This is a genomic window from Dyadobacter bucti, assembly GCF_005869225.1.
Taxonomy (GTDB): Bacteria; Bacteroidota; Bacteroidia; order Cytophagales; family Spirosomataceae; genus Dyadobacter; species Dyadobacter bucti.
In genome coordinates this window covers 14,381-39,994 of record NZ_SWFP01000017.1, presented here as the reverse complement: position 1 = coordinate 39,994, position 25,614 = coordinate 14,381, and the positions used below count along the sequence as shown (strand labels likewise).

The following is a 25,614-nucleotide window of genomic DNA, read 5'->3' as shown; positions in this document are numbered from 1 at the left end:
ATAAAATCAATCCTTTGCCATTCTCAATTTTACGACCTTCGAACGAATGTTTTTACGTAAACGAAGCCCTAAACTCCATCGGAGATTGATTGGTTTTGTTTTTAAATAGCTTGCTGAAACTTTGCGAATGTTCAAATCCGAGCTCATAGGCAATTTCGGACATGCTAAGCTGCGTCGTGGTCAGCCGCTCTTTGGCTTTCTCGATTAATTTTTCGTGGATGTACTGCTGGGCATTCTGCCCGATCAGCGAACGGAGCATATCGCTTAGGTAACCCGGCGAAAGGTTCAGTTTTTCAGAGAGAAATTGAACGGTAGGAACCCCGTCATGAAGGGATTGCTGGCTGTTCAAATAATGATCGAGTATGGCTTCTGTTTTCGACAGGATATCATCGTTGACCACCTTGCGGGTAATGAACTGCCGCTTGTAGTAGCGGTTAACATAGCTCAGCAGCAATTCGATATGGGCGATCATGAGCTCCTGACTGAATTCATCCACACGGCTGTTGAGCTCCTTTTCCATGTTCCTGTAAATCGAAAGGATATTTTCCTTTTCTGTGTCGGACAAATGCAGTGCTTCATTCGCTGAATATGCGAAATAGCCGTATTGCCTGATCTTACTCGCCAAAGGATAGCCCAGTAAAAAATCGGGGTGTATGAGCAGGATGTAACAATAGGTCCTGCTATTATAATCTGTGCTGCCCACTAATTGGTTAGGCGCCAGGAACAGCATGCTTCCTTCATCGTAATCATAACAGTCCCTTCCGTATTTCAGCCTTCCGTTGTTATCGGTAATGAAAGTGATTTTATAGAAGCTAAGCACGTCATAGATCGGCGCCATGCTTGTATTAAAAGGGTTGCGCCCGTTGAAATGCACCAGGCTGATCAAAGGATGTTGGGGTTTGGGCAAGCCAAAAGCCTCATGCGTCTCCGAGATCGTTATGAACCGTATCAATTTGTCTTCCTTAGTTTTCATCATATAAATATACCAAACCCCGTGACTGTTTCCAGCCACAGGATTTTGTCCCTGCCATTATTACCACGGAACAATGTTGTCTGATCCGGCATAATCAGCGGGTCCGGTAAAACTTCCTGTCGGCAAGTCCTCTGACAAGGCCACCCTGATTGGTTCCATAGATCCTTCTTCAACCGAATCGGTCCCCTGAAAATTATTCAGAGCCGTTGCCGTAAAACCAGGACTTACCAGGTGCACTTTGATATTGGTATTCGCTAAATCGATGGCCAGCGAAAGGAAAACACCATTAAGCGCAGTTTTGGATGCCCCATAGACGGCATCGAAGGCTGAGCGGTATGGATTAGCTGGATTGGCATTCAAAGTAAGAGAACCCAATGCGCTCGACACGGTCACAATCCGCGCTTTCTCAGCCTTCCTTAACAGAGGTAAAAAGGCTTGTGTCACGGCAAGTGTGCCAAACACATTCGTTTCCCAGACCTTTTTCATTTCGTCGATAGGCGCGATACTGGCGCGCTGAGCTCCAAGGACCTCTTCCATGGTGCGTCCAGGTTTACCCGCATTCGAGATGGCCGCGTTATTAACGAGCAGCGTCAGGTATCCGGCTTCGCTTTGAATTTGCCTTACTGCTGCATCGATGGATTGGGAATCGGTAACATCCAATTGAATGGCTTTTGACTGTTTTCCAATCCCGGTAGCTGCAACCTCCCCTTTGTCCGGGTTTCTGGCACCAACGTAAACCGTATAGCCTTCCTCAGCAAGTGATTTAGCGATCTGGTATCCCACGCCAGTATTTGCTCCTGTAACCAGTGCCACTTTCTTTGTTTCTGTCTGCATATCATTTTTAATTTTTACACAGCAAATTTCCGCGATCGTGACAAGGCGCTTGTAGCCGAAACAGGAAATGTTGTAGCCGAATTGAGGGAGTATTCCGTATTATTCCGTTAGGCTTTTTTGAAGTTGTATCATCATCCTAGTTTGGGCAATTTAGAACCTTTTTCATGGTCAGTTGAATGAAGCCCTGAATTCCAACGGGGACACTTTGGTTTTGGTCTTAAAAAGTTTGTTGAACGATTCTATTGAAATACGCATCCAATAAAACATTCAGCCGGTCAAGGATTTGGTGATCAGCTATTTTACGGGTAATGAACTGCCGCTGATAAAAACTCGTATTGTTTTATCTTTTTTGCAAGTGGAGAGCCCCAGAAAAAATCCGGATGTACAAACAGCATCCACCCCTTGGGCTCATATCCGGATCAACGGGTGCGGCGGAGGAGCGAACCCTTGCATCTTATGGGCCTGAGGTATTGAGTTTATTCTGATCGGTGCGTTTGGCATATTTTATTTAAGACTTGAAAGGATATTTTAACCACATCAAAACAATTCGTTTTAAGGCTATTTACAGCTCAACCCGTACACCAAACGTGGGAAACACACCCAGGCCGACCCTGTACACGCCGCCGGTATTGGGAATGAATACCTCAGAATTTACATTAAACTGGTTATTGATATCGGCAAGATCTACAAAGGCGGAGAACATTCCCTTTTTCAAAGGCACATTGTAATCAACGCGCATATCCAGGCTGACATAATCAGGTAGTCTTCTGCCATTGACCTCAGTGATTTCCTGTGAATAACGCAGCATATCGGGATTGTTCAGCACATTGGAGTGAAGCGTGTATATATCTGCGGGCCGACCGGTGCTGTACCGGAATTTACCCGAGAAGATCCATTTATTATTAGGCTTATAGCTCCCCAGTATGGAAAAGTTGTGTGGTATGTTGAACGTGTAGTCGTATGCGCCCAGGCCACTGTGATCATCCCGCTGGCTTTCCATGTAAGAATAACTGGCGGTCCCGTACCAGCTTTGTGAAAGTCTTTTGGTAAGGCTCAGGTCAGCGCCGTATGCGTAGCCGGTACCGTTATTATGGAGGTAACTCTGCACCCGGTTGGGCTGGACAACCACGTCGTCGAACTGTTTATGCCAACCTTCCACAACCAGTTTCAAATCGCCTGAAAATTGATATTTATAGCCCAGAATATTCTGAAAAGTGCGTTCATTTTTCAGCTTATTGGCAGCGCTTTGACCCGCAAGGTCAGAGAAAGCAGCATCCTGAAAGTAGATACCGGAAGCAAAATTGATGCTCTGTTTGTCGCCCAGCAGAATGCTGCCGCTTATTCTCGGCGAAACGGTATGCTGCTCCGTGAAGCCTGTGTAATCGTAGCGAATGCTTGGGTTCAGGGTAAATCCATTCGCGATTTTCCATGATACCGCCACGTAGCCCGATCCGTTGAAGGCACTGTTATCAAAACTGGAATTGTATTGGGATGGGTTCAGGATCTGATAATATTGCCCGGGGCTTGGCCTGAGGTCCGTATTACGGAAAGAATAAACGGTATCGATGCGCTTTAAGCTTCTTTCATAATCAAGGTTCACCACAGCGGCATCCAAACCCGCGGTTATTGTCAGTTTATCAAAGCGTTTGGTGTAGATTGAGCGGTAGCCAATTTCCATTTGGTCGTTTTTGATCCGGCGTAAATCATCCTCATATCTGCCCGATCGTGGGTCCAGCACCATACCTTCCTCATCCAGCGACGGCGTGAAATGGCCGAAATTGTTGTCGACTGTCGATGAACGGAAGTACAGGACATTCTTGATGTAACTTTTACTGTCAATCAGCGTTCGCAAGTTTAGTCCAACCAGGGCTTTGCTGCCTTCGTGATTAAAGAGTATGGTCCCGCCACTGTTGTCGTCATTGATATTGTAGTCTGTATCGATATCATCAATGCCCCGGCGTGGCCTTTCCGGGTTATACATGGCTATGACGGAAAGTTTGTTTTTTGCATTGAGCTCCGTGGTCGTTTTAATCAAATAATCGCCAAAGCCGATGCTGACCGGATTTTGCTGGTCCAGCATCCGTTGTAACAACCCAAAGTTCTGGTACCGGCCCGAGGCGAACAAGCTTGTTTTTTTAGATACCGGACCATCGGCAATGAGGGTAGCGCCCAGCAAATCAAACTGTCCGGCAAATGACCAGGTGGCCTTGTTACCTTCCTTGATCCCAAGCCCAAGATAGGACGAAGATTTCCGACCATACACCGCATCGAAGCCGCCATTCTGGAATTGAACATTGTCGATAATCCGGGGAGCAAAAATGCTGAACCGGCCGCCATTGGGGTCGTTAAAACCTGAGTTAAAACCCTCCGCTTCCAAATGCGACAAATTGAACATCGGTATATCGTCGACCATATACACATTGTCCTGCGTTCCCTGCCCCCGTGCAGCAATGGCCGAGAATTGAGCCCCGCTGCTTACCACGCCCGCCAGACTTCCCAAAGCCCGCATGATATCGCCCTGGGCGCCGGGATTTCTAAAAATCTCTTCCCGCGAATAGGAAAAAGTGGAAACTGGTGTCAGAAGATTGTTTTCCCCTTTAAATGCCCGGACCGTCGCCTCATTTAAGTTGGCTACCGCTTCCAGGATTTCAAGTTCCGAATAATATGTTTTGCCTGAGGTAATGATTACTTCGCTGATATTTTTGGTTTGAAAACCCAGGTAGGAGATCGTTACCCCGTAAGTTCCTGTCGGGATGTTATTGATTGTAAATACTCCGGTTGTGTCGGTTGTCGCCCCAAGCTGTGTCTGATCAATTTGCACCGTCGCGCCCACAACCGGTTGCTTTGTGGATTGATCTAAAATCTTCCCTTTGAAATTTCCTGTCGTTTGTGCGAATGACATTAAACTCGCCACACTGAATAGTAGGACCATCAAGCAGGTCTTCATCTTGCTTCTTTTTTTCATTTTATCCTGTTTTCGTTTATGCAAAATTGCAGCAGGAATAAAAAGCAGAAGTAGCCAAAACGCCTTTTGATGTAGTCAAAAGGAATATGATTTGCATGGGCAGACTGTTGTTCCATCAGGTGCACTACTGCCACAGAAGCTCAGAGGTTACACGACAATTCCCGGCGCTTCGTCCATACTACCCGAAGAGCTGTATAAATAGCGCGTTGACTTTGTTGGCCCCGCTTTCATATTTATCAGGTAACCTAAATGTTAGTACTAACCTTTTGTATACTACTAATTAATGGTTAGCAAACATCGCTAATTTTGCATCATTACAAACAAAAAAATAATGAGCAAAAAAGTATTACATATTATTACAAGCCCACAAGGTGAGGCTTCGGTAAGCAAACAATTGGGTAGCGTTATCATTGAGAAAATTCAAGAAAAATACCCTGATAGCATTGTCAAAGAAAGAGATTTGGCAAAAGAAGCGTTTCCGCATTTAGACGGACTGCAAATTGGCTCATGGTTTACACCTGCCGAAAATCACACATCTGAACAAATGAAAGCGATAAAGATTTCAGACGAAGCTATTGCGGAAATGCAGGAAGCGGATATCTATGTCTTTGGTGCCCCATTCTACAATTTTGCAATCACGTCCACATTGAAAGCATACCTAGATCACATTGCCAGACCGGGGATAACTTTCAGCTACAAAGAGAACGGAATGCCCGAGGGCCTTTTGAAAAACAAAAAAGCATATATCGCGATCGCATCCAGCGGTGTGTATTCCGAAGGGCCCATGCAGTCGTTTGATTTCGTCAGTCCCTATCTGAAATTTATACTAGGCTTTATTGGCATTACCGACATTACCACATTTCGCGTGGAAGGGCAAAGAATTCCGGGTCTGCAGGAAACTGCGTTACAAAAAGGCCTTGAAAGTGTTGTTATCGAATAAAAGCTATTGCTATCTGCGTTCAAAGGCACACGTTGCTGTTGGTAAGCCGGCTTCCGTTTTCGTCACACCCATTATTGTTTTGACCATACTCATTACCTCCTTGTGGAACTTATCAAAAACTACGAGTCTTACAATTAAGTCTGAATGATTGTCTGCCGCGCCGGTCCTTATGCTTTCATTCTCAATAGTGATGGGCCCGGCTCGCTTCACTTTTTACCATATGATAAATGAATGCCCCCTCATGTGTACTATTTTTAGATGATGGAAGCGCTGATAAATCTTATCCTGCAATTTGGTGACCTGAACAAACAGCAGATCGAGTTTTTGCTGAGCAAGGTTGAAATGCTCGAATTCAAAAAAGATGACTACCTGTCGGAAGCCGGAAAGGTGCCCCGGTATGTGGCATTCGTGTTGGAAGGCGTGTTCCGATTTTGTTATTATAACAACAAGGGTGAGGAAATCACCAATTATTTTGTGGATGAAGGCAACTTTGTGGTCGATAACCAGAAATTCGAATCGCAGATCGTAGCGTCGGAATATGTGCAGGCCGTGACCGACTGCAAGGTGCTGGTTTTCAACAAAAAGAACTGGGACCAGATATCCGACACCATTGTGGGCTGGGACATGATGAAGGCCAACATGGTAAAAAAGTGCCTTACATTAGCCATGGAACGGCGCAGTCCGCTGGTTTCGGAAGACGCCACCACGCGGTACCTGTCGTTTATTGAAGCGTTCCCCAACCTTGTCAACCGTATCCCGCTATCATACGTGGCCTCTTACCTGGGCATCACCCAGCAATCGCTCAGCCGTATACGCCGTAATATCCGCTAGCGTCGCTTTTTACCAAATGATAAATGCTTTTTTGTTGCCGTTTTCAACCTTTGCTCATTCAATTAAAAGTAAAGAAGATGAGCAAAAAGATCGTATTGATAACCGGAACAAATAGTGGTTTTGGCTGGCTTACCGCCCATAGCGCAGCCGTAGCGGGACACCAAGTATACGCCACGATGCGCGATACCCAGGGCCGTAATGCCGATAAAGCCGAGGCCCTTGCAGCTGTGGAGAACGTGACCGTTCTGGACGTTACCCTGACCGACGAGCAAAGTGTGAAGCAAGCCGTTGAAACCATTCTGACCAAAGAAGGCACTATTGATGTGCTGGTAAACAACGCCGGTTACGGCATGACCGGGGTGGCCGAGAGCTATACCACGGCAGATGTGCATACCACGTTTGATATCAACGTTTACGCGCCCTGGCGACTGATCAAGCAAGTGCTGCCAGCCATGCGCAAACAGGCTGACGGACTGATCATTAACGTGACCAGCGGCTTCGGGCGGGTATCCTTCCCGTTCGCTACCATTTACGCGGCCTCCAAATTTGCGCTGGAAGGAATCAGCGAGGGCCTGCATTACGAGGTAAAGCGCCTAGGCATTGATGTGGCCATTGTGGAGCCAGGCGCTTTCCCGACCGAAATGCAGCAAAAGAACAACCCGGCCTCTGACCAGGCAGTAGCTGAAGGGTACGGCGCCATTGCCGATATCCCCAACAAAATGATAGCGACATTGGGCGGAGAGATGCAGGCTAAAAACCCAAACCCGCAGGATGTGGCCGACGCCATTGTAAAACTGATCGGCACGCCAAAAGGCACCCGGCCATTACGAACCGTGGTCGACCCGATTACCGGCCAATATATTGAAGCCGCCAACCAGGCCGTAGCCGAACAATTTGCCAAAGGATTGACCGTGTTCGGGATGGGTGAGTTACTGTGAGTGTAACATATTTGACGGAAACGGCAGTGGCGTGGGCTACTGCCGTTTTTTCGTTTACAGCTGTTAGATCAATTCAAAGTACCGCGACATTCTGATAGCGTAAAGTTGGTTTTAATTTAAAAAGCCCGGAGAATGACTGCGAATGCGCAAAGCCGAGCGGAAAGGATACTTCGCTGACGGACTATGCTTCTGGCAATGCGCGGCTGTTATTTCTTTTTCCCAACAAGCGCCGCATTCTTAAAATGTACAACCACTACCGCAAAACAGCCATTGAAGCGTGCATTTGCTTCGCCTAATTTCGCCTTTGACCTGTAATCCGCAAATATCTGTCATAGCCCGTTCCATCACGCCCGCACCGTGGTGGAAGAATCCATCTAACCATATAATCATGAAAACGAAAACTGTGCTTTTTTTAACCGGGGCCTTTGTAACACACCATTGCTGGGACGAATGGAAGGTTTACTTCGAAAACCGTGGCTACACAACGATTGCCCCCCCTTGGCCTTTTAAAGACGGAACTGCCGCCGAGCTCCGCGCGCGCCAGCCACATGATACCGACCTGGCCAAACTTACCCTGGCAGAACTGATCGACCACTACGCCGACATCGCCAGAGGTTTGCCTGAAAAGCCCATCATCATCGGACACTCCCTCGGGGGGCTGATCACCCAAATTTTACTTAACCGGGACCTTGCTGCGGCCGCCGTCGCGATACACTCTGTTCCTCCGCAGGGGATCATCCCTTATGAATTCTCATTCCTGAAATCGACCTGGGGTGCTTTGGGGCTTTTTACTTCCCTGGACGAAACCTATCTCATGCCATTTGAAACGTGGCAATATGCGTTTGTGAACGAAATGCCGCTCGAAGCTCAGCAAAAGGCATACGATGATTTTACGGCACCTGAATCAAAGCGGGTCGCACGTGGTGGCCTTACAAGCGCTGCGCACGTAGATTTTGATAAACCGCACGCTCCGCTGCTGCTTACCTCGGGAAGCCTCGACAACATTATTCCCGCTCATTTGAACAACCGCAATTACCATCGTTACAAACAAAACGGCTCGGTTCTGGAATACAAAGAATTCCCAGGCCGCAATCACCACCTGCTCGCACAGCCCGGCTGGGAAAACGATGCCAACTACATTCTCGACTGGATTAAAAACTACTGACCGATACATGCCTGTTCAAAACGTTGCCCTTGCCATTGCAAGGGCAAATAGTTTCCAATTTTTTCCATCATCCATTCAGGCCGCTGCCGATGTTTAAAAGGTACGTCGATTGACGAATTTATGCTAAATTAGGGTGCTTTTAGTCTACTCACCCCGAACATCGCAGCCTTTTATGAATGCCGGAATGGATATTGAGAATGAAAAAAAACAGGACCTGCTGCTCGCATTTCATTCGACCCTGCTCATGTCCCGAACAAAGGAAGAGCTCATTACGAATATCCACGAGCAGTTCAGACGTTTCTTCCCGTTCAGTCATTGTTCACTACTCCTTTGCAGTGACAATCGGACAACTTTGAGGCCCTATGTGATAGATCCGGTGTCGAAACTCAGGGACCATCCGCTTTTCAACTGGATTTCCCACCATGATTTTGCCGTCGACGACGGTATTAACAATGTCGTTCTCGCTACTACCGAGCCGGTGGTGATCCGGATCTCCGATTATGCCGACAAATCGGACGCGCCCACCCACATTCCGATCATCCGAGAATCGGGGCTGAATGAGGTCCTGGCCATTTCCCTGCCAGCTGAAAGTGGGGCAATCGGTATGCTCTGCTTTTTTTCCGAAAACGAAAATACATTTAACCCGCATGTGTACCCAATACTGCAAAGTGCTGCGCCCATCATTGCCAAATCCACCGTCAGTTTCCTGAGGTAGGAAGAAATCCGGCGGCGCGATGCGGAAAATGAGGCTATTATGGCGCTAAACAACCGGTTGATCGGGATCCGTACGAAGGAAGATTTTCAGAAAATTATTGATGTTGACCTGCGCCGCTATATTCCGTATGAAGAAAACAACCTGCTGCTCTACGTTCGTGAAAAGCAAGCGTACCGTATGTTCAGCTACGACGTGCTGCCGGAGCGCCTGAACGACCCCCTGTTCCGCGCAATGGCCAACCACGACTATCCGGATATGAACCTTCGCCGCAAATCGCACTTACCGGAGCTTACCAATGTAGCCGACCTGGTCAGAGATGGTATTCCGTGGGCAAAGGTGGTATATCAGATGGGCGTCAGGCAGATGCTGCATCTCAAACTGCTGGACGGCAACGAAGTGGTGGGCCAGCTGGTGCTCATGTCGCACCACGAAGGGCATTTTACCAGCGCACACATTTCATTGCTCCAGCAGATCACATTCCAGCTGGCAAAAGGAATGGCCAATATACTCGCGGCGATGGAGATCAGACGCCGCGACGAGGAAAATCAGCTGCTTCTGGAAATCAGCAGTGCCATGAACTCGGTGCGGGAAAAAAGGGAGTTGCTGCCCGCCGTCAAACAGTTGCTGCAAACTGTTCTGTCATTTTCGGATATCTGCATTTCCTGCTATGATTTCAGCAAGGGCACGTACAAAGTTTTCGCCAGGGACAATACCAAAACCCAGCAGCATCCCGACTGGAAGTCCGTGGAAGCGGCCGAGTTTCCCATCCAGGACGGAATGCACAACATTGCATTGGCTACAAATGAACCGGTGCTTTTCAATCACGAAGCACTCGGACGGATGCACCAGCCGCACATCGAATTTATATTGAGGTCCGGGATCCGGGAGGTGGCATGTGTGAGATTGAAGAACAAGAATGAGATCATTGGCTCGCTCGTTTTGCTTGCGGAGCATGACGGAGCCTTTCTGCCCAGGCACCTCAGCCTGCTGGCCCGCCTCTCCCATCACTTTGCGACGGCCGTATCCAATATCATTGCCAATGAACGTATCGAAGCGCAACTGGTAGAAATAAACCGGTACAAAGAGCAGCTGGAAGACGAAAAGCATTATTTGCAGGAGGAGGCGAAGGCCGGTTACTCCCAAAACCGCATGATCGGCACAGGACCTGAAATGCAGAAGGTGTTCAATATGCTTTCACAGGTTTCAGTCACCAACAGCACCGTGCTGCTGATGGGAGAAACGGGCACAGGAAAGGAGCTGATCGCAAGGACCATTCACGATGCGTCCAGGCGCGGCAACAAGCTTATGGTGAAGGTGAATTGCGCCGCATTGCCGCCCAGCCTCGTGGAAAGTGAACTGTTCGGCCATGAGCGGGGAAGCTTTACCGGTGCCACAGAGAAAAGGGTAGGAAAATTCGAGCTGGCCAATCATGGCACTCTGTTTTTGGACGAGGTCGGGGAAATGCCGCTTGAAATGCAGGTGAAGCTTCTTCGGGCCATTCAGGAGCGGGAGTTCGAGCGGGTCGGCGGAAGAGAGACGATCAAGGTCGACGTGCGCCTGATCGCGGCCACCAACCGCGATCTGCAGAAGGAAGTGCAGGAAGGACGGTTCCGGAGTGATTTGTTTTACCGGCTGAACGTGTTTCCCATCGTGCTCCCGCCCCTGCGCGAACATCAAGAGGATATCCCAGCGCTCGCAAGGTTCTTTTTGAACAAGTATGCCAAGAACGTCGGCCGGCGCATCAACCGGATCACCAGTGAGGCAATGGACGAGCTAATGGCCTACACCTGGCCGGGCAATGTCCGGGAACTGGAACATGTGATCGAGCGCAGCATCATTATGGCGACAGGGAATGTGTTGTCTGAAATGCATTTGCCCGGTAGGAAAAACGTCAGCCAAGACAAGAACTCCGGCTCGCTCGCCGTCAAGACTTTTGAAGAAAATGAACGGAGCCACATTATAGAGATTCTCAATAAATGTAACGGCAAAATATTTGGTCCCGGCGGTGCGGCGGAAATTCTGGACCTGAAAGTTGGTACTTTGAATTCGAAGATCAAAAAACTGGGCATCAGCAAACTCGATCTGAATTACTGATTGGGCCTCGGCAATCAGCTGCTGGTACTTTTTCTAACCATGTAAACGTTCGAGATCCCGTACGATTGTTGAAATATCGTTAATCAGCAGACTGTATTGTTGGTATTTCAACAATAAATCAGATTTTTAATATTACACAAAACACTACTAATCAATATTTTAACTAATTGGCATAAAATTGGAAATAATGATAATTAACAGCTCAACTTTAACTCAGACAATTTATCATGAAAACCATCTCCTCACTGCTGACGGCTACGCTCCCCGCGGCCCCGGCATCGCCGGGCACGCAGATGTACTTTAACTCCCGGAACCGCAATGTGACAAGGCAGAGACCGGCTATCTGCGTTGTGACACCATCGTTCACGCTGCATACCCAAAAGAATATCCAATTTCCTTACAGCGTAAAAAAATGACCGGGGAAGTTTCGTCTTTGCATGCCGGGGCAAGTCTGCTCCAGGTGCAGCAAGTCCAAACCTGGGCCGAGTTTCCGGAAAGCCGCGCTACTTCATACCGCATATTGTGGACCGTTAATTCCATGGACAAAAACATGCGGCAGCTGTTTGTCCTGCCTCCAGGAAGCGCCCCAAATCCGACCTTCGGCCAGAACTGCAGTGGTTATTCGGTATCCTTTCCGGAAGAAATGCTGCTGTTGACAGGGTGCCGGCATTTTTACCCGTTCGCGTCCAGTCCCGGTTACCAGCCCGGACAGCCGATTTCGGCAACATCTACCCTTGCCAAAAACAGTATCGCTATTGAGCGGCTGATCATCAACCTGTCGCGCGAATGCCGTAACTTCCACAGCGGCGATATGCTGGTCCCCGGACTTTTGAAAGTACTCCTCGTTTCTATTTCGCGCCTTTTTCAACAACCGGAGTCACCGGCGCCTGAAAATGACGACAACCGGCTGTTTCAACGGTTTATGAAACTCGTCAGCGAATGCGGAACGGACAGAAAGGGAATTCAGGAATACGCCGCAGCCCTGTCGGTAAAAACGGATGTATTGACCGAAACCGTTCGCAAAGTGTCGGGCCATCCTGCAAGCCACCATATTTACGAACAGACCATCCGGGCAGCCAAGCAAGCGGCAATCAGCTCTCATGCCAGTATGAAGGAAGTTGCTTACGGACTTGGTTTCAGGGATATGGCGCATTTCAGCAAATTTTTCCGTAATAAAGCCGGGATGACATTTTCGGAATACAAGCGGGCATACCAAATCATGTAGTATCAAAAAAACACTGATCCTATGACATCTGAACAGCCTTTCCATGCAGAATGTCTGGACATCTACGGGCGTATACCCGGCTCTTCCGGCGGCGGATATCACCAATCGGAAATATTCGAGATGATCTGGATCAAAAAGGGCAAGGGGGCATTTATGATAGACCTGGAAAAGCGACAGATCCTGGATAATACGCTTTACTGTCTTTTCCCCGGGCAAATCCACCGGATTACCCCGGAACGGGAGCTCGTAGGCTATAAAATTGCCTTTTCGGAAGAATTTCTTTGTGCAGGCAGTGCCTTTGCAAGTTTACCTCCCGCCCTGAACCACACCAGCCGGGGCAAACGCCTGCTGGTGGCGCGGTTTAACGCAGGCACACAAATGGACATCGAGAACGTCATCGACACGATCATCTGGGAATACAGGAACCAGCAAAGGCTGAGGGCCGACATGCTGCACGGCCTTCTCAAAATCCTGGTCGCCTACTTCTCGCGCAGGTTCGATACCGACGCGCTCCCGCGCCTTCCGGGAAACGATCAGATCGTTTTTAACAGATTCATGAAGCTGCTGGACCGGAATTTCCGCCGGCAAAAACAGGTTTCAGCTTATGCCGCAGATCTGGCGGTGACTTCCAACTATCTGAGTGAGGTCGTTAAAAGGGCATCGGGGCATTCGGCGAGCTACCACATACAGCAGCGGCTACTGCTCGAAGCCAAACGAAAAGCGCTGACCAACGCCGGGCGAATGAAGGAAATTGCATTGGAGCTGGGATTCGAAGATCCGTCCTCATTCAGTAAATTTTTTAAATCCAAAACCGGCATGAATTTCTCCGACTTCCGTAATTCCTGGCTGAACAGCTGAACGGGCCGAGTTCACAGCTTTGAAGGCAGTTTTTCAGGATTTTTTAGAAGATCCAGCGTCATTTATTTATCTTTACAATCAAGATAATTAACAATCAAGATATATGTCCGCTCTGGAAGAAATCCGAAAACTAAGCCAGCAATTTGCCTATACCTCCATACAGATGCACGAAGCCATCGGCAGAAAAGCAGGTATGTCGGGCACTGACCATAAATATTTAGGTTTCTTGATCCAGCGGGGGGAAATGACTGCCGGAGAGTTTTCCGCTATAACAGGGCTGACGACGGGCGCTACCACGAGCCTGATAGACCGTTTTGAAAAGAAAAAATTGGTGGAACGGAAGCCGGATAAAACTGACCGCAGAAAAGTGATCATCGTACCGGATACAAATAAAATAGCAGCGCTGTTAAAACCTCTTTACGAAGATTTCCAGACCAATACCGAAAACTTGTTTGCTACATTTTCAACAGAAGAATTAAAAGTTCTGGAAAGGTATTTTTTAAATGCCATGGAAATAATGAACCGAAAAATAAAAACAATAAATCAAAACCAGTAACCAATGGATACAGTACACGAAACCAGCGCACCGGTATATAATGCTTTTTCTCAAACCTTCTTTCATGGGACCAAAGCAGATCTGAAAATCGGGGATTTTATAGAAACCGGCTTTAACTCCAATTTTGTAGACAGGAAATTAAAACACATTTACCTCTCTGCCACCCTGAATGCCGCTGTCTGGGGAGCTGAACTTGCTTTGGGAGAGGGACGTGAAAGAATATTCCTGGTGGAAGCGACAGGTCCGCTGGAAGACGACCCGAATGTTACCGATAAAAAATTCCCCGGTAACCCTACAATGTCCTATCGCTCCCTGCATCCATTCAAAGTGATCGGCGAGGTCACAATATGGCAACGGCATTCCGCAGAACAAATCAAAGCAATGATCGACGGACTGGAAAATCTCAAACAAAAGGGGATTTCGGTGATTGAGGAGTAAACAAGTTTCGCCTACTCCAGAACAATTTGGCCGGGTATGTGATCAAGTTCGTAATATTGGTGACTTACCTTATTTCCGGAAACCTTTACAATCCGAAAACCCGACGGGTCCTTCCCCAGGGGCTTCCCTACGGGGCCGGTAGTTACCATTTCCATGGTCCCGGATTTGCCAAATGCATTGCGGTGATAATGGCCGGCGAAAACATGGCTCACACCATATTGTTGAAATAATGCCAGGTACTTGTTCCGTGTCACAGCAGGAATGTTGAAATATTCATCCTTTTCTTCCGGCTCAGCCAAAAACCAGCTGTGGTGCTGGAACACCAGCAGAGGCGCAGCTGAAGCGCGTCTGGCTTTTTTCAGTTGCCTGGTCAACCATCTATCCTGGGCGGCGGCCTCCTTTTCCACCCCGGCAGGGCTTTTAAAATACAGGGAATTCAGGACGATCCCGCGCATGCCATTGTGTTTAATGACATAAAAGTCATTTCCAAGCTCTTTGCGGTAACCGGCGATATCGTTCTCCCTGGGATCGTTTGTAACATCATGATTTCCAGCCACATGATATACAGGAATTTCAGGATCAAGGAGCGCTACGATTCGCTTGTATTCCGACAGTTGCGCCTTGTCGGCTGGTTTGTTGATCAGGTCTCCGGTGATGACTACGAAGGCAGGGCGCAACCGGTTTGCCGCCGCAACGGCTTTCTCAAAATTCTCTGTTTCCCTTTCAAAACTCTTGTTATCGGTAAAGAATCCAAATTGAGTATCCGTCATTTGGATAAAGAAAAAAGGCGCGCTTTTCTGGCCGAATCCCGCCAGGCTGATCAGACAAAGAAAGCCAGCGACTACCTGTATTTTTAGAACATTTGTCATTTTGAGAATAATTAGGTCGGTTTAATTACCAGTCTTCGCCGTGTGGCCGAAGTTTTGCGTTTACGTCGATTTCGCCTTGCCGGACAGGGCAGAGCATATATTGCGCCGTCAAAGTAACGCCACTTTCATTTAAAGTAAATTAACTCATCTTCAAATTTGTGTGAATTCAGGGAACAGGTGCTCTATGCGCAGGCCGGATTCGCAGTTCTCAAAAACGTCTCACCGGCATTTACCCCACGGCTCAGCAGATAATTACCACGCGTCGGTACTTAAAATTTCGCCTCAACTATCCAGGGGAAATACTTTTGCCGTATCAATCATACCGTGTTTTTTAAAACAAATCGTACTTAACAAATCAGTAGCTATGAAAAAGATTCTAAAAAGCTGCCATTCGGCTTCAAAGGTATTCGGGCTTATGCTTGGTCTGCAACTATTAGTTATTTCCTGCAAGAAGGATGAACCAGCGCCCCGGGAGGAGGGCCGGTTTATCTTCTACACCCAATTAGACAGGAAGGAATTTGATGCAATAGACATTTACGTTAACAAAAAATTCGTCGGAAAACTCGTTTCGCCCAATGCAAAAAGACCGGACTGCAACCAGGCAACGCTCGGCGATATGGTAAAGGTCGACCTGCCCGCCGGTGAGTACCATTGGTCCGCAAAACAATTCCTTGGCGGCAAGGAAATCGACGAATGGTACGAGCGGCCGGAGAAATTACCGGTCGGCGAATGCGAATACATTAAGCTTACAGACTAGACGTGCCTGTTCGCACATACCGCATGATGGTCACTTACGCTAATAATCCGGGCGCATAACCGCACAAACGCTGTTCGATATCGGACAACGTTCAGCTGCAAGTATTTTTACAAGTATATCACATTCAAGCTGTTGATAGACAATTCATTTCCTGGCAAACTATTTTATCAGCAAAAATAGATTTAATTAAAACCATGAAACGAACCTATCTCGGAGAGTTTGAGGAAATTGTGCTGCTCGCCGTGGCTGTGACGGACGGGCAGGCTTACGGAGCCGCGCTTTTGCTTGATATCGGCAGGCAAACCGGCCGGGACCTGCGGCTCAATCAGGTACATTCCGCATTGCAGCGGCTGGAAGAAAAAGGTATGGTGAGATCTGCTATGGGCGAGCCTACTGCGGAGCGGGGTGGCAAACGCAAACGCCTGTTTTCCGTTACAGCCTACGGACTGCGCACATTGAAAGAGATCCAGCAGGTACGTGCCGGCTTCTGGGACAGACTTATCAGCCCACTTAAAATGGTTGTTGATTTATGAAAAAGAACGCGCACATCCCCCCTGCTCCGCCTCAGCTTGCCGTCCGTTTTCTGAGATGGTTTTGCGCTGCAAACCTGGCTGAGGACGTAGAAGGAGATTTACATGAAGTATTCAACGACCATATCCGCCGATTTGGCCTGAAAAAAGCCAGGCGGCTCTATTGGCTGGAAGTTCTGGGATTCTTCAAACCAGGCTATTTTAAAAAACAAAGCCAAACTTATCCTTCACCATTTCTCATTCATGATATGATCGGTAACTATTTTAAAATTGCCTGGCGCAATCTGCTCAATAACAGCTTTTATTCGCTGATCAATTGCATCGGGCTGTCTGTGGGGCTGGCGGTCGGGATCCTGATTTTGCTTTGGGTGCAGGATGAACTGAGCTTTGACAGCTTCAACAAGCAGGCGGATAATATTTATAAGCTTGAAAACAGGGTTGGCACGGGTTCCAGTCAGCAGATATGGACCGCAACGGTTGCGCCTATCGCGGGATTTGCCAAAAGGGAAGTTCCTGAGATCAGGGAAGCGGTCCGGATGACCTATAATGGTGCGCACACCTTGTTCAGGTATCAGGACAAGGTTTTCAGCGAAGAAAACACTTTTTTCGCCGACCCTACCCTGTTCACCATGTTCGATTACAGGCTCGTTCATGGGAATCCGGAGAAGCCTTTCCCGGATAACTACTCGGTTATACTTACCGAAACAACCGCCAGGCGGTATTTTGGCGATGCTGACGCCCTTGGAAAAGCGATTGCTTGTGGGAACGTACATTTCACAGTTACAGGTGTAGTTGAAGATTTTCCGGAGAATTCGAGCATCAAAGGCGACATGGTCTTCCCAATTTCGCTCCGCTTTAAGGATGTATATGAAGGGCGCAAGGACGGGAAAAATATGGACAATGATTTTTCCGAATTTGATTACACAACGTATCTGCTCTTACAGCCGGGCCGGCCGTTGCAGGATATAGCAGCCAATCTTCGCAACATACATCTGCGCAACAAACCGGACGACACGGACCTCACCTATTTATTACAGGCGTTGCCGGACGTACATTTATACAAATCCGACGGTTCCGGGCAAGGAATTGAAACGGTGAGAATGTTTATGATCGTGGCCTTACTGATCCTGATCATTGCCTGCATTAATTACGTCAACCTCTCTACAGCCCGCTCATTGCTTCGGTCCAAGGAAGTGAGCATGCGCAAAATTGTCGGCGCGGCGCGGATACAACTTTTCGTGCAGTTTTTGGTAGAAACCATATTGCTATTTTCATTGTCCACGTTGCTGGCCATCGTATTGATGCACATTCTCATGCCGTTTTTCAATCAGATTTCGGGCAAAAAATTAGTCCTGGATTTTCTGAAACCACATATATGGCAGGTTTTGGGTGCTACCATAGCTTGTACACTGGCCGCTTCGAGCATTTACCCGGCTTTACTGTTATCGTCTTTTGAGCCACTCAAATCCCTGAAAGGCAAAGTTTCGGTCGGGCTTAACGAAGCAATGTTCCGCAAAACACTGGTAGTTATTCAGTTTACGGTTTCGGTGATTCTGATCGTTGGAACATTGATCATCAGCAGCCAGATGAAATATATCCGGTCCAAAGGACTGGGTTATGACAAAACGCATGTGTTATCCTTCTATATGCGGGACCTGACGAAGCATTATGAAGCCATCAAGTCCGATTTATTGAGCCAGCCCGGCATATCCGACGTCAGCAGATCCAACTTCAATGTGGTCCTGATCGGCGGCCAGACCGGGACCAGCAACTGGGATGGAAAGCAACCGGGCGAAACCATGATGATCCGGTTCATGAACACGGACAGGTCCTTTATCCCGTTCTTCAAAATGCAGCTGAAAGAAGGCGGTAATTTTACGGACGCTCCGGCCGATACCAGGCATTTTATCCTGAACGAAATGGCTGTCAAAACTGCGCGGATAAAAGATCCGATCGGCAAGCGTTTCAAGATCTGGGACACGGAAGGGACAATTATCGGGGTGGTGAAGGACTTCCATTTTGCCTCGATGAAACAAAAAATCGAACCCGCGGTCTTCATTTATGATCCCGGTAATATGAACCGCATTTACATCAAAACAACAGGTACTGACGCAAAAAAAGCCATTGCGGCTGCTAAAAACATCTGGACAAAATTCAATGCTGATGCCCCGTTTCAATATGCATTTCTGGACGAAGCATTCGATAGTCTTTACAAGTCCGAAGAGCAAGCCGGCATGTTGTTCAACATTTTCGCTTCCATCGCCATTCTGATTTCATGTCTCGGGTTATTCGGACTTGCAACTTACACAGCCCAGGTGCGGACAAAAGAGATCGGCGTCCGGAAAGTTTTAGGTTCGAGCCTGACGGGGATTATCCGTCTTTTGGCCACTGATTTTATCAAATTGGTGATGACAGGCATCATGATCGCTGTCCCGATTGCCTGGTATGTCATGGACAACTGGTTGCAGGATTTTGCCTATCGCATGGACATGCCGTGGTGGGTTTTCGGTTTCGCCGGCGTGCTGGCGCTTGCCATTGCCTTGCTGACGATTTCGTTCCAAAGCATCAAGGCAGCATTAACGGACCCTGTCAAGAGTCTGCGAAGCGAGTGAATGTGAACATCCAGACCGTTACAGGAGCTGGATGCAGACACCATTGCCTATACTGCTTATTGCTTTTCATCCGAAAAGTCTGTCAGAACGTAAAACTGTAATAATTCACAACGTTTCCGGAAATTTCCGTCGCTGAAAAATCAATACGCATTGTTTTGGCATCGTTAAAAAACGAATGGATCAATTGAAACGGCGCAGTAGTATTCTTGTAGGTGAAATTGTCGGGATACCGCTCTTTTAAATACAAAACAGCCTCCTGATAAGCTTCCTGCGTATTACCCAGGTAAATGTTGGCACCGCTGAGTTTTTGGTCCGGGCTGAAGTAATATTCGGCTTTTTTAACCGTGGTCGTTTCCCCCGTAAACGCCAGGTAATATGGGGAACTTTCCGAAATTTTGCGTTTCTCTCCCGCTTTAACCTGCGTCTGGCTCGCGCCCCAAAGCAGTACGGGTTCCGTGTACAACGACGAGTATGGGCTTACGGTTACCTTACTTTCGATTTGCATTTCTCCATCCGGCGACACAGCATGGACAATAGTTTCCCCAACTCTTCGGGCCGTAAACTTTCCATTTGCATCCACCGTACCCACTGTTTCATCATCTGATTTCCACACAAAGGTTTGGGGTTGGAGTTCTTCACCTCCCTCAGAAAGCTTAAACTGGTGCTGCTGGTCGTATTTCAGATCCAGTTGAGGCGCATCAACAACGACCCTTGGGACGGGCTCTTTGTTGTCACAAGAAATATTTGGCAATAAAAAAAGAAAATAAAAAGCTGGCACTATTTTTCTGATAGACGATCTGCTTACAAAAAATTTCATAAAATGAGCTGGGCACTGTTTAAGTTGAAAGGAAACGCAGTTTAACATAACATTTGTAAGATTATAAAAAATATCAGAATGTAAATACTTAAAAAAAGTTATAATTTTCTACCGCATTTATTCTCAACATAATTCTCAACGACATGAAACATTCTTCTACATCCTCAGAATAGCGACGTCACCCGCCACTTCCTGTTTTTGCGTTTCCGTTTGCTTTTACGCGCACGGAAGTCGCCTGTATTTCTGAATGTAAACACATCAACGATAACTTTAATGATCAGAACTTTACTGAACTGCATGGCATTAACATCCCTTTTGCTTTGCTTACAGGGGCCTTCTTATGCCCAAACCTTCAAAAAAACGCGACAATCAGACCTGCCCGGCGGTGTAAGTCAAGGGATATCGGGCAATGTATTAAAGTGTGCCGTTCCCGAACTGGGCGACGACGAGCGAAAAGCCCTGGAGATGGAAATGGCCAGGGCCGCACGGATGAGGAATGCGGGCGGCACGGGCGTTACATGGGTTCCCATCCGTCCGCATATTTTACGGAGAAGTGACGGCAACGGTGGTTACAGCGTCAACAGCCTCAACAACATACTTGCCCTTGCCAACAGTTACCACATGCAAAATGGCACCGGCATCCAGTTTTTTTATGCAGGCACCTCATTTGATTATATTGACAATTCCTATTGGTACAATAACTTCACCTCCACTATTGAGGATGCTGTTGCAAATTCCCGGGACGCAGGCAACGCCCTCAACCAATATTATGTCGACTACACAAGTGAGGGCTGGGGAGGATATGCATATTACCCGTCGAACACCCGGTCTTCTACACGTTCATTCATACTCACAGGATATCCGGCGACGGAGGAAGACCTGGGAAACCGGGTGGTACCTCACGAACTGGGGCACAATTTTAACCTGCTCCACACTTTTGGCAGCAGCAATGGTACAGAGCCCACCAACGAACTCGTGACACGGGGTCCGGGAGCGAATTGTTCGTTCGCAGGCGACATGCTTTGCGAAACCCCGGCGGATCCTTACGGACAGGAAGGGAGTTCGGTGATCAACGTAAACGGATGCAATTCATACAATGGAACAGCGCTGGACGCAAACGGTGAGAGGTATACTCCATCTATTTCCAATCTTATGAGCTACTATCACACCTGCACACATCATTTTGTCCCCAGCCAGTATGAGCGCATGCAGACCGCCCTCGCCTTGCGCCAGAGCCACACTTCTTACTCGCTCACCTACCCGTCTACGGATGTTCCGGCAGTTACCAACCTGACAGCCAGCTTCACCGGGAGTTCAGCAAACGTAGTGCTCAACTGGCAGGACAATGCTTCCAACGAAATGGGCTACTTCATCGAACGTTCACTCTCTCCGGAATCAGGTTTTGTACATATAGGAGGTGTGGGGCCCGATATGACCACATTTACCGATACAAAAGCAGGGGCTACCACCAGCTATTATTACCGTGTGAGGCCTTCCAACAGTACAGAGGGAATCAGCGCAGCGGCGTCGATCACCACAGACTGCTCAGTGCCCCGGAATATGAAAACCATCGAGGTCACCACCTCCGGTGCCGAATTAAGATGGTTACCATCAGGCCCCGGAATTAGTTATGATTTGCGGTGGCGGGTTGCTTACACTGCCAGCTGGACAAATGTCAGCGACCTCAATACAGCGGAATACACCCTCAGCAACCTTACGCCAGGCTTAAACTATGAATGGCAGGTACGCAACAAATGTACGTCGGGATCATCGGCATACACCGCGTCAACGGTTTTCAGTACCGCCGTCTGTCCTTCTCCACTCGGTACCGCGAATACCAAAATCGGTACCAACAGCGCACAGCTCAGCTGGATCAATATGGGAGCCGGCACCGTGTATGAGCTGCAATGGAAAGCAAGCTCGGCTTCCAGCTGGAATACGGTCAGCAATCTCACATCCCCCGGTTATTTATTAACAGGGTTGAGCGAAGGCACCAGCTACGACTGGCAAGTGCGGAGGAGCTGCGAAATGAACACTTTCTCTGAATATACGATGGGGAATTTTAAAACATTGTCCCCAGATTGTACTCCCGTTTATTCCATAGGGTGTTCGGATAACGACGGTTTAAAATCGTTTTCCCTCAACGGCGTCATGCTGAGCGAGAATTCGGGCTGTTCACCCAACGGCTATGGCGTGCTTCCCGGCACTACGACCGTTGCACCGGGACAGACAGTGCCGTTCACTGCCACCTTTCTGAATTCGCTGAATAAGGAAGGGGCGGCCATCTGGATCGATGGCAACCGAAACAGGATGTTCGAGGACGACGAAAGGGTATTTTATACGCCTTCGCTGGTAACTGGTTCCGTATCAGGAAGCGTCACCATTCCGGTCGCTGCCGCAGGTCCGCTTGCTATGCGGGTCACAGTAGTATACAACACCATCCCGGGCAGTTCCTGTGCAAACTATTCAATGGGCGAGACAGAAGATTACGTGCTCACAGTGACTGGCGACATTGTTACCTGCACACCCACTTTCAATAATGAATGTTCGGGAGAAGACGGACTGAAGCGGGTTGTTGTGAACGGTGCCGTACTGAGCGATAATTCCGGATGTTCACCAAACAGCTATGCGGCTATGCCAGGGACTGTGTATGTTCGGGCCGGGCAAACGGTTGCTGTCAGCGGCAGCCGGTTGAGCGATGTCTGGTCTCACGGCATCGCCATTTGGCTAGACATGAACAGAAACACCGTTTTTGAAGCAGACGAAAGGGTGTTCAGTACTCCGGAGCCTGGGGCTGGTGCTTTTTCAGGCGACATCGCCATTCCGGCGGGACTTGCCCCCGGACCGCTCATGATGCGCATTGTTTCCGCATTTGAAACAATCCCCGACAACGCATGCGGTAATTATAATTTTGGGGAAGCAGAAGATTATACATTAACTGTTGAAGATCCGTCTCAGTGTGCAGTCAACATTTCCGGCGCTCAGACGGTACTCAGCTGCAACAGGCCGACCATCACACTCATAGCCTCCACGGCCTTCCCCGATGCGACTTATCTGTGGAGCACGGGAGCTGCCACGGCATCTATTGATGTGGCCGCCGGTGGAATTTACACCGTGACAATGACCAGCGGAAACTGCACCGCCACCCAGTCAAAGACCATTACAGGTAGCCCGACAACCATATCCGCAACTATCACCGGCCTTGATGCGCTGACCTGCAGCGAAAAAAGGATCGAATTGACTGCCGATACCGACTCGTACAACCCAGCTTACAGCTGGAGTACCGGGGCCACCACGAGAACGATCAGTGTCACAACCCCCGGAACCTACACCGTGACGGTGACAAGCGAAAACTGTTCGACTACCGCAACCAAAACAATTACAGGCAGCACCGCGCCACCAACGGTCAGTATAACCACTCCTTCCAGCACATTATCCTGCTCACAGACATCGATACTGCTGACAGCAAAATCAACCGCTACAAACCCGACCTACCTGTGGAGCACGGGTGAAACAACCATGCAAATCACTGTCACTACTGCAGGAAGTTACTCTGTGACATTGACAAGCGACGGTTGCAGCGTGAGTGCTTCCCGAAGCATCAACGGCGTCACGGATCCGTTGACAGTCAATATTGTAGGCAATACTGTCCTGACCTGCGAGCAACCTGCTTCGACGCTCAGCCCAATTTCCAACAATAGCGAGGGCGTGACCTACAAATGGAACACGGGGGCTACCACACCATCGCTGTCGGTTTACACGGCGGGTACTTACATTGTAGTTCTAACCCAGGGGAGTTGCACCGCGAGTGACACCATTGTTGTGACCTCAACAATAGAGGCTCCCACGATCACCACAATCCCCCCGAACCGGACCTATTGCAGTCAGGAGATCGTCCCGGCGTTTGCACTGGCAGGCACACCCTCGGGAGTCAGATTCGATATTACCGGTGGGAAAGAGATCGGCATGTCCGACCAGACGGACGCTACTTCGATCTTTGAGTTTAATGCCGTCAACCCGGGTACTACCCCTGTCACCGCGACGATCACCGTAACGCCGAAAACAACCTGTGGCACAGGGAACCCGGTTACTTTTACCATTACCGTTAACCCCTCCCCAATCGTTTCAATTACCGGTGAAGCGGCCATTTGTGCAGGCGCAAGCACGCAACTCACCGGTACCCCCGCAGCAGGGACCTGGCAAAGCAGCGACAAAGGACTTGCAACAGTAGCAAACGGACTGGTAACCGGCCAGCAGCACGGAGAACTCGTGGTCACCTACATGGTTGAGGGTACAAACGGATGTGTCGGACGAAACTACCATTTCATTGCGATCAACGCTACTACGCTGGCCATTGCCGGTGATGCGACCACTACAACAGCTGGGTCAGATCCGGCCCAGATCTTTGCAGACGACTGTCGCATTATCGCTTCGGTTGTCCCTTCCGGCGCCAGCCCGGTCAGCGGCGACATCGTCGCCAGGGTGTACATAGACGAAACGGTACCTCCATCCAGACCATACGTTCCAAGACACTATGATCTGTTACCGACTGTAAATCCCGACGGAGCTACCGCCACCGTCACTTTGTACTTTACGCAGCAGGATTTCGACACCTACAATACAGCTGCCGGAGGTATCCTGCTGCCGTCGTCGCCTTCAGATAACAAGGCAAACCTGTATATCAACCAGTTTCACGGAACATCCGAGACCGGCGCTCCCAGCACCTACCTGGGCCAAGCAGCACTTCCTTTTCATCCTGCTGACGACAATATTGTCTGGAATGAGGGTCTGGAGAGGTGGGAAATTACTTTTGATGTGACCGGGTTCAGCGGATTTTTCGTCACCGGAAAGCCTACTCCGCTACCGGTGACGCTGACCAAAATGACTGCGAAGGTGATAGAGAACAGCGATGTCGCAATCGACTGGGAAACAAGTTCAGAAGTAGATTTTGACCATTTCGAATTACAAAAAAGCACCGACCCGAAAAATGGGTTCAGCTTTCTGGCCAACATAGCACCGCACGCCGCCCCGGGCAAATATCAATACCTGGACAAAGCGACCCGGTCGGGGGCCACGTATTATTACCGGCTCAAAATGATCGACCTGAACGGTCAACATGCGTGGAGCAAAATTGTTTTGGCCAGAGTGGAAGAAGCGGCCGTAAAAGTGACCGTTTTTCCAAACCCTGCCTCAGACGAAATTACCGTCACGTGCTCGGAGCCGGTTTCAGGGTTTAAGTTGATCAACAATGCAGGAATAACGGTTTTCGACAAGCCGGCGGAAAACGAAGCCAGAAATGAAAAACTGAATGTTGCAGCTTATCAAACCGGGATCTATCAGCTGAAGATCCGCCTTCAAGACGGTACGGAGGTAGTCAGAAAAGTTTTATTGGTCAGATAAATACGTCTAAAACTTCACTGCTGCAAACTGCGATGGAAGATTAACCCGGAAGTTGTTCAAACCGGGCAAATCTCCCCTCTCATGCAAGGGTTGATAA

Annotated in this window: 20 protein-coding genes; 15 read left to right on the top strand and 5 right to left on the bottom strand. The window is 48.7% G+C overall.

From position 1 onward, the window contains the following. Positions 1-52: 52 nt before the first annotated feature. The 3 genes from FBF61_RS32350 to FBF61_RS32335 form a co-directional block, all read right to left on the bottom strand. Positions 53-973 (bottom strand): helix-turn-helix domain-containing protein, encoded by a 921-nt coding sequence (locus FBF61_RS32350; RefSeq protein WP_138485148.1) that lies wholly within the window; start codon positions 971-973, stop codon positions 53-55. A gap of 60 nt (positions 974-1,033) precedes the next feature. Continuing rightward, entirely contained in the window at positions 1,034-1,807 is a 774-nt protein-coding gene (locus FBF61_RS32345) for an SDR family NAD(P)-dependent oxidoreductase (protein WP_138485136.1), read from the bottom strand. Between the two features lie 562 nt (positions 1,808-2,369). After that, on the bottom strand, positions 2,370-4,772 hold the full coding sequence (locus FBF61_RS32335) for a TonB-dependent receptor (RefSeq protein ID WP_138485135.1): 2,403 nt from the start codon (positions 4,770-4,772) through the stop codon (positions 2,370-2,372). Positions 4,773-5,103: 331 nt separating this feature from the next. Here FBF61_RS32335 and FBF61_RS32330 point away from each other — a divergent pair, with 331 nt between their 5' ends. The 11 genes from FBF61_RS32330 (at position 5,104) to arr (ending at position 14,532) form a co-directional block, all read left to right on the top strand. Continuing rightward, entirely contained in the window at positions 5,104-5,712 is a 609-nt protein-coding gene (locus FBF61_RS32330; protein WP_138485134.1) for an FMN-dependent NADH-azoreductase, read from the top strand. Positions 5,713-5,970: 258 nt separating this feature from the next. Further along, a complete protein-coding gene (locus FBF61_RS32325) occupies positions 5,971-6,543 on the top strand; it encodes a Crp/Fnr family transcriptional regulator (protein WP_310590296.1) in 573 nt (190 codons plus the stop codon). Between the two features lie 77 nt (positions 6,544-6,620). After that, a complete protein-coding gene (locus tag FBF61_RS32320; protein WP_138485133.1) occupies positions 6,621-7,481 on the top strand; it encodes an SDR family oxidoreductase in 861 nt (286 codons plus the stop codon). 388 nt (positions 7,482-7,869) lie between these two features. After that, positions 7,870-8,646: an alpha/beta hydrolase gene (locus tag FBF61_RS32315; RefSeq protein ID WP_138485132.1), complete on the top strand. Its 777-nt coding sequence runs from the start codon at positions 7,870-7,872 to the stop codon at positions 8,644-8,646. A 184-nt stretch (positions 8,647-8,830) separates the two neighbouring features. Continuing rightward, positions 8,831-9,361: a GAF domain-containing protein gene (locus FBF61_RS32310; RefSeq protein WP_138485131.1), complete on the top strand. Its 531-nt coding sequence runs from the start codon at positions 8,831-8,833 to the stop codon at positions 9,359-9,361. 39 nt (positions 9,362-9,400) lie between these two features. Next, complete coding sequence (locus FBF61_RS32305; protein WP_229215325.1) at positions 9,401-11,455, top strand: sigma-54-dependent Fis family transcriptional regulator; 2,055 nt, start codon at positions 9,401-9,403, stop codon at positions 11,453-11,455. Positions 11,456-11,682: 227 nt separating this feature from the next. Then, entirely contained in the window at positions 11,683-11,871 is a 189-nt protein-coding gene (locus FBF61_RS32300) for a hypothetical protein (protein ID WP_138485130.1), read from the top strand. Then, positions 11,868-12,680 (top strand): helix-turn-helix domain-containing protein, encoded by an 813-nt coding sequence (locus FBF61_RS32295; RefSeq protein WP_138485129.1) that lies wholly within the window; start codon positions 11,868-11,870, stop codon positions 12,678-12,680. Before FBF61_RS32300 ends, FBF61_RS32295 begins: the two co-directional genes overlap by 4 nt. A gap of 21 nt (positions 12,681-12,701) precedes the next feature. Then, a complete protein-coding gene (locus FBF61_RS32290; RefSeq protein ID WP_138485128.1) occupies positions 12,702-13,538 on the top strand; it encodes an AraC family transcriptional regulator in 837 nt (278 codons plus the stop codon). Positions 13,539-13,641: 103 nt separating this feature from the next. Further along, positions 13,642-14,094: a MarR family winged helix-turn-helix transcriptional regulator gene (locus tag FBF61_RS32285; protein WP_138485127.1), complete on the top strand. Its 453-nt coding sequence runs from the start codon at positions 13,642-13,644 to the stop codon at positions 14,092-14,094. A gap of 3 nt (positions 14,095-14,097) precedes the next feature. Then, positions 14,098-14,532, top strand: coding sequence for an NAD(+)--rifampin ADP-ribosyltransferase (arr, locus tag FBF61_RS32280; RefSeq protein ID WP_138485126.1), 435 nt, complete (start codon positions 14,098-14,100; stop codon positions 14,530-14,532). Between the two features lie 11 nt (positions 14,533-14,543). Here arr and FBF61_RS32275 read toward each other — a convergent pair whose 3' ends face one another. Then, a complete protein-coding gene (locus FBF61_RS32275) occupies positions 14,544-15,401 on the bottom strand; it encodes a metallophosphoesterase (protein ID WP_229215324.1) in 858 nt (285 codons plus the stop codon). 364 nt (positions 15,402-15,765) lie between these two features. On the opposite strand from FBF61_RS32275, the gene FBF61_RS32270 reads away from it, so the two are divergent. From FBF61_RS32270 to FBF61_RS32260, 3 genes are all read left to right on the top strand, one after another. Continuing rightward, entirely contained in the window at positions 15,766-16,158 is a 393-nt protein-coding gene (locus tag FBF61_RS32270) for a hypothetical protein (RefSeq protein WP_138485125.1), read from the top strand. 194 nt (positions 16,159-16,352) lie between these two features. Then, positions 16,353-16,691, top strand: coding sequence for a PadR family transcriptional regulator (locus tag FBF61_RS32265; RefSeq protein ID WP_138485124.1), 339 nt, complete (start codon positions 16,353-16,355; stop codon positions 16,689-16,691). Beyond that, positions 16,688-19,300, top strand: a complete 2,613-nt coding sequence (locus FBF61_RS32260; protein WP_229215323.1) for an ABC transporter permease — start codon at positions 16,688-16,690, stop codon at positions 19,298-19,300. Before FBF61_RS32265 ends, FBF61_RS32260 begins: the two co-directional genes overlap by 4 nt. A gap of 82 nt (positions 19,301-19,382) precedes the next feature. On the opposite strand, the gene FBF61_RS32255 is transcribed toward FBF61_RS32260, so the two are convergent. Then, complete coding sequence (locus FBF61_RS32255; protein WP_166444677.1) at positions 19,383-20,051, bottom strand: Ig-like domain-containing protein; 669 nt, start codon at positions 20,049-20,051, stop codon at positions 19,383-19,385. Positions 20,052-20,390: 339 nt separating this feature from the next. Here FBF61_RS32255 and FBF61_RS32250 point away from each other — a divergent pair, with 339 nt between their 5' ends. Beyond that, a complete protein-coding gene (locus FBF61_RS32250) occupies positions 20,391-25,517 on the top strand; it encodes a GEVED domain-containing protein (protein ID WP_138485122.1) in 5,127 nt (1,708 codons plus the stop codon). Positions 25,518-25,614 lie beyond the last annotated feature (97 nt).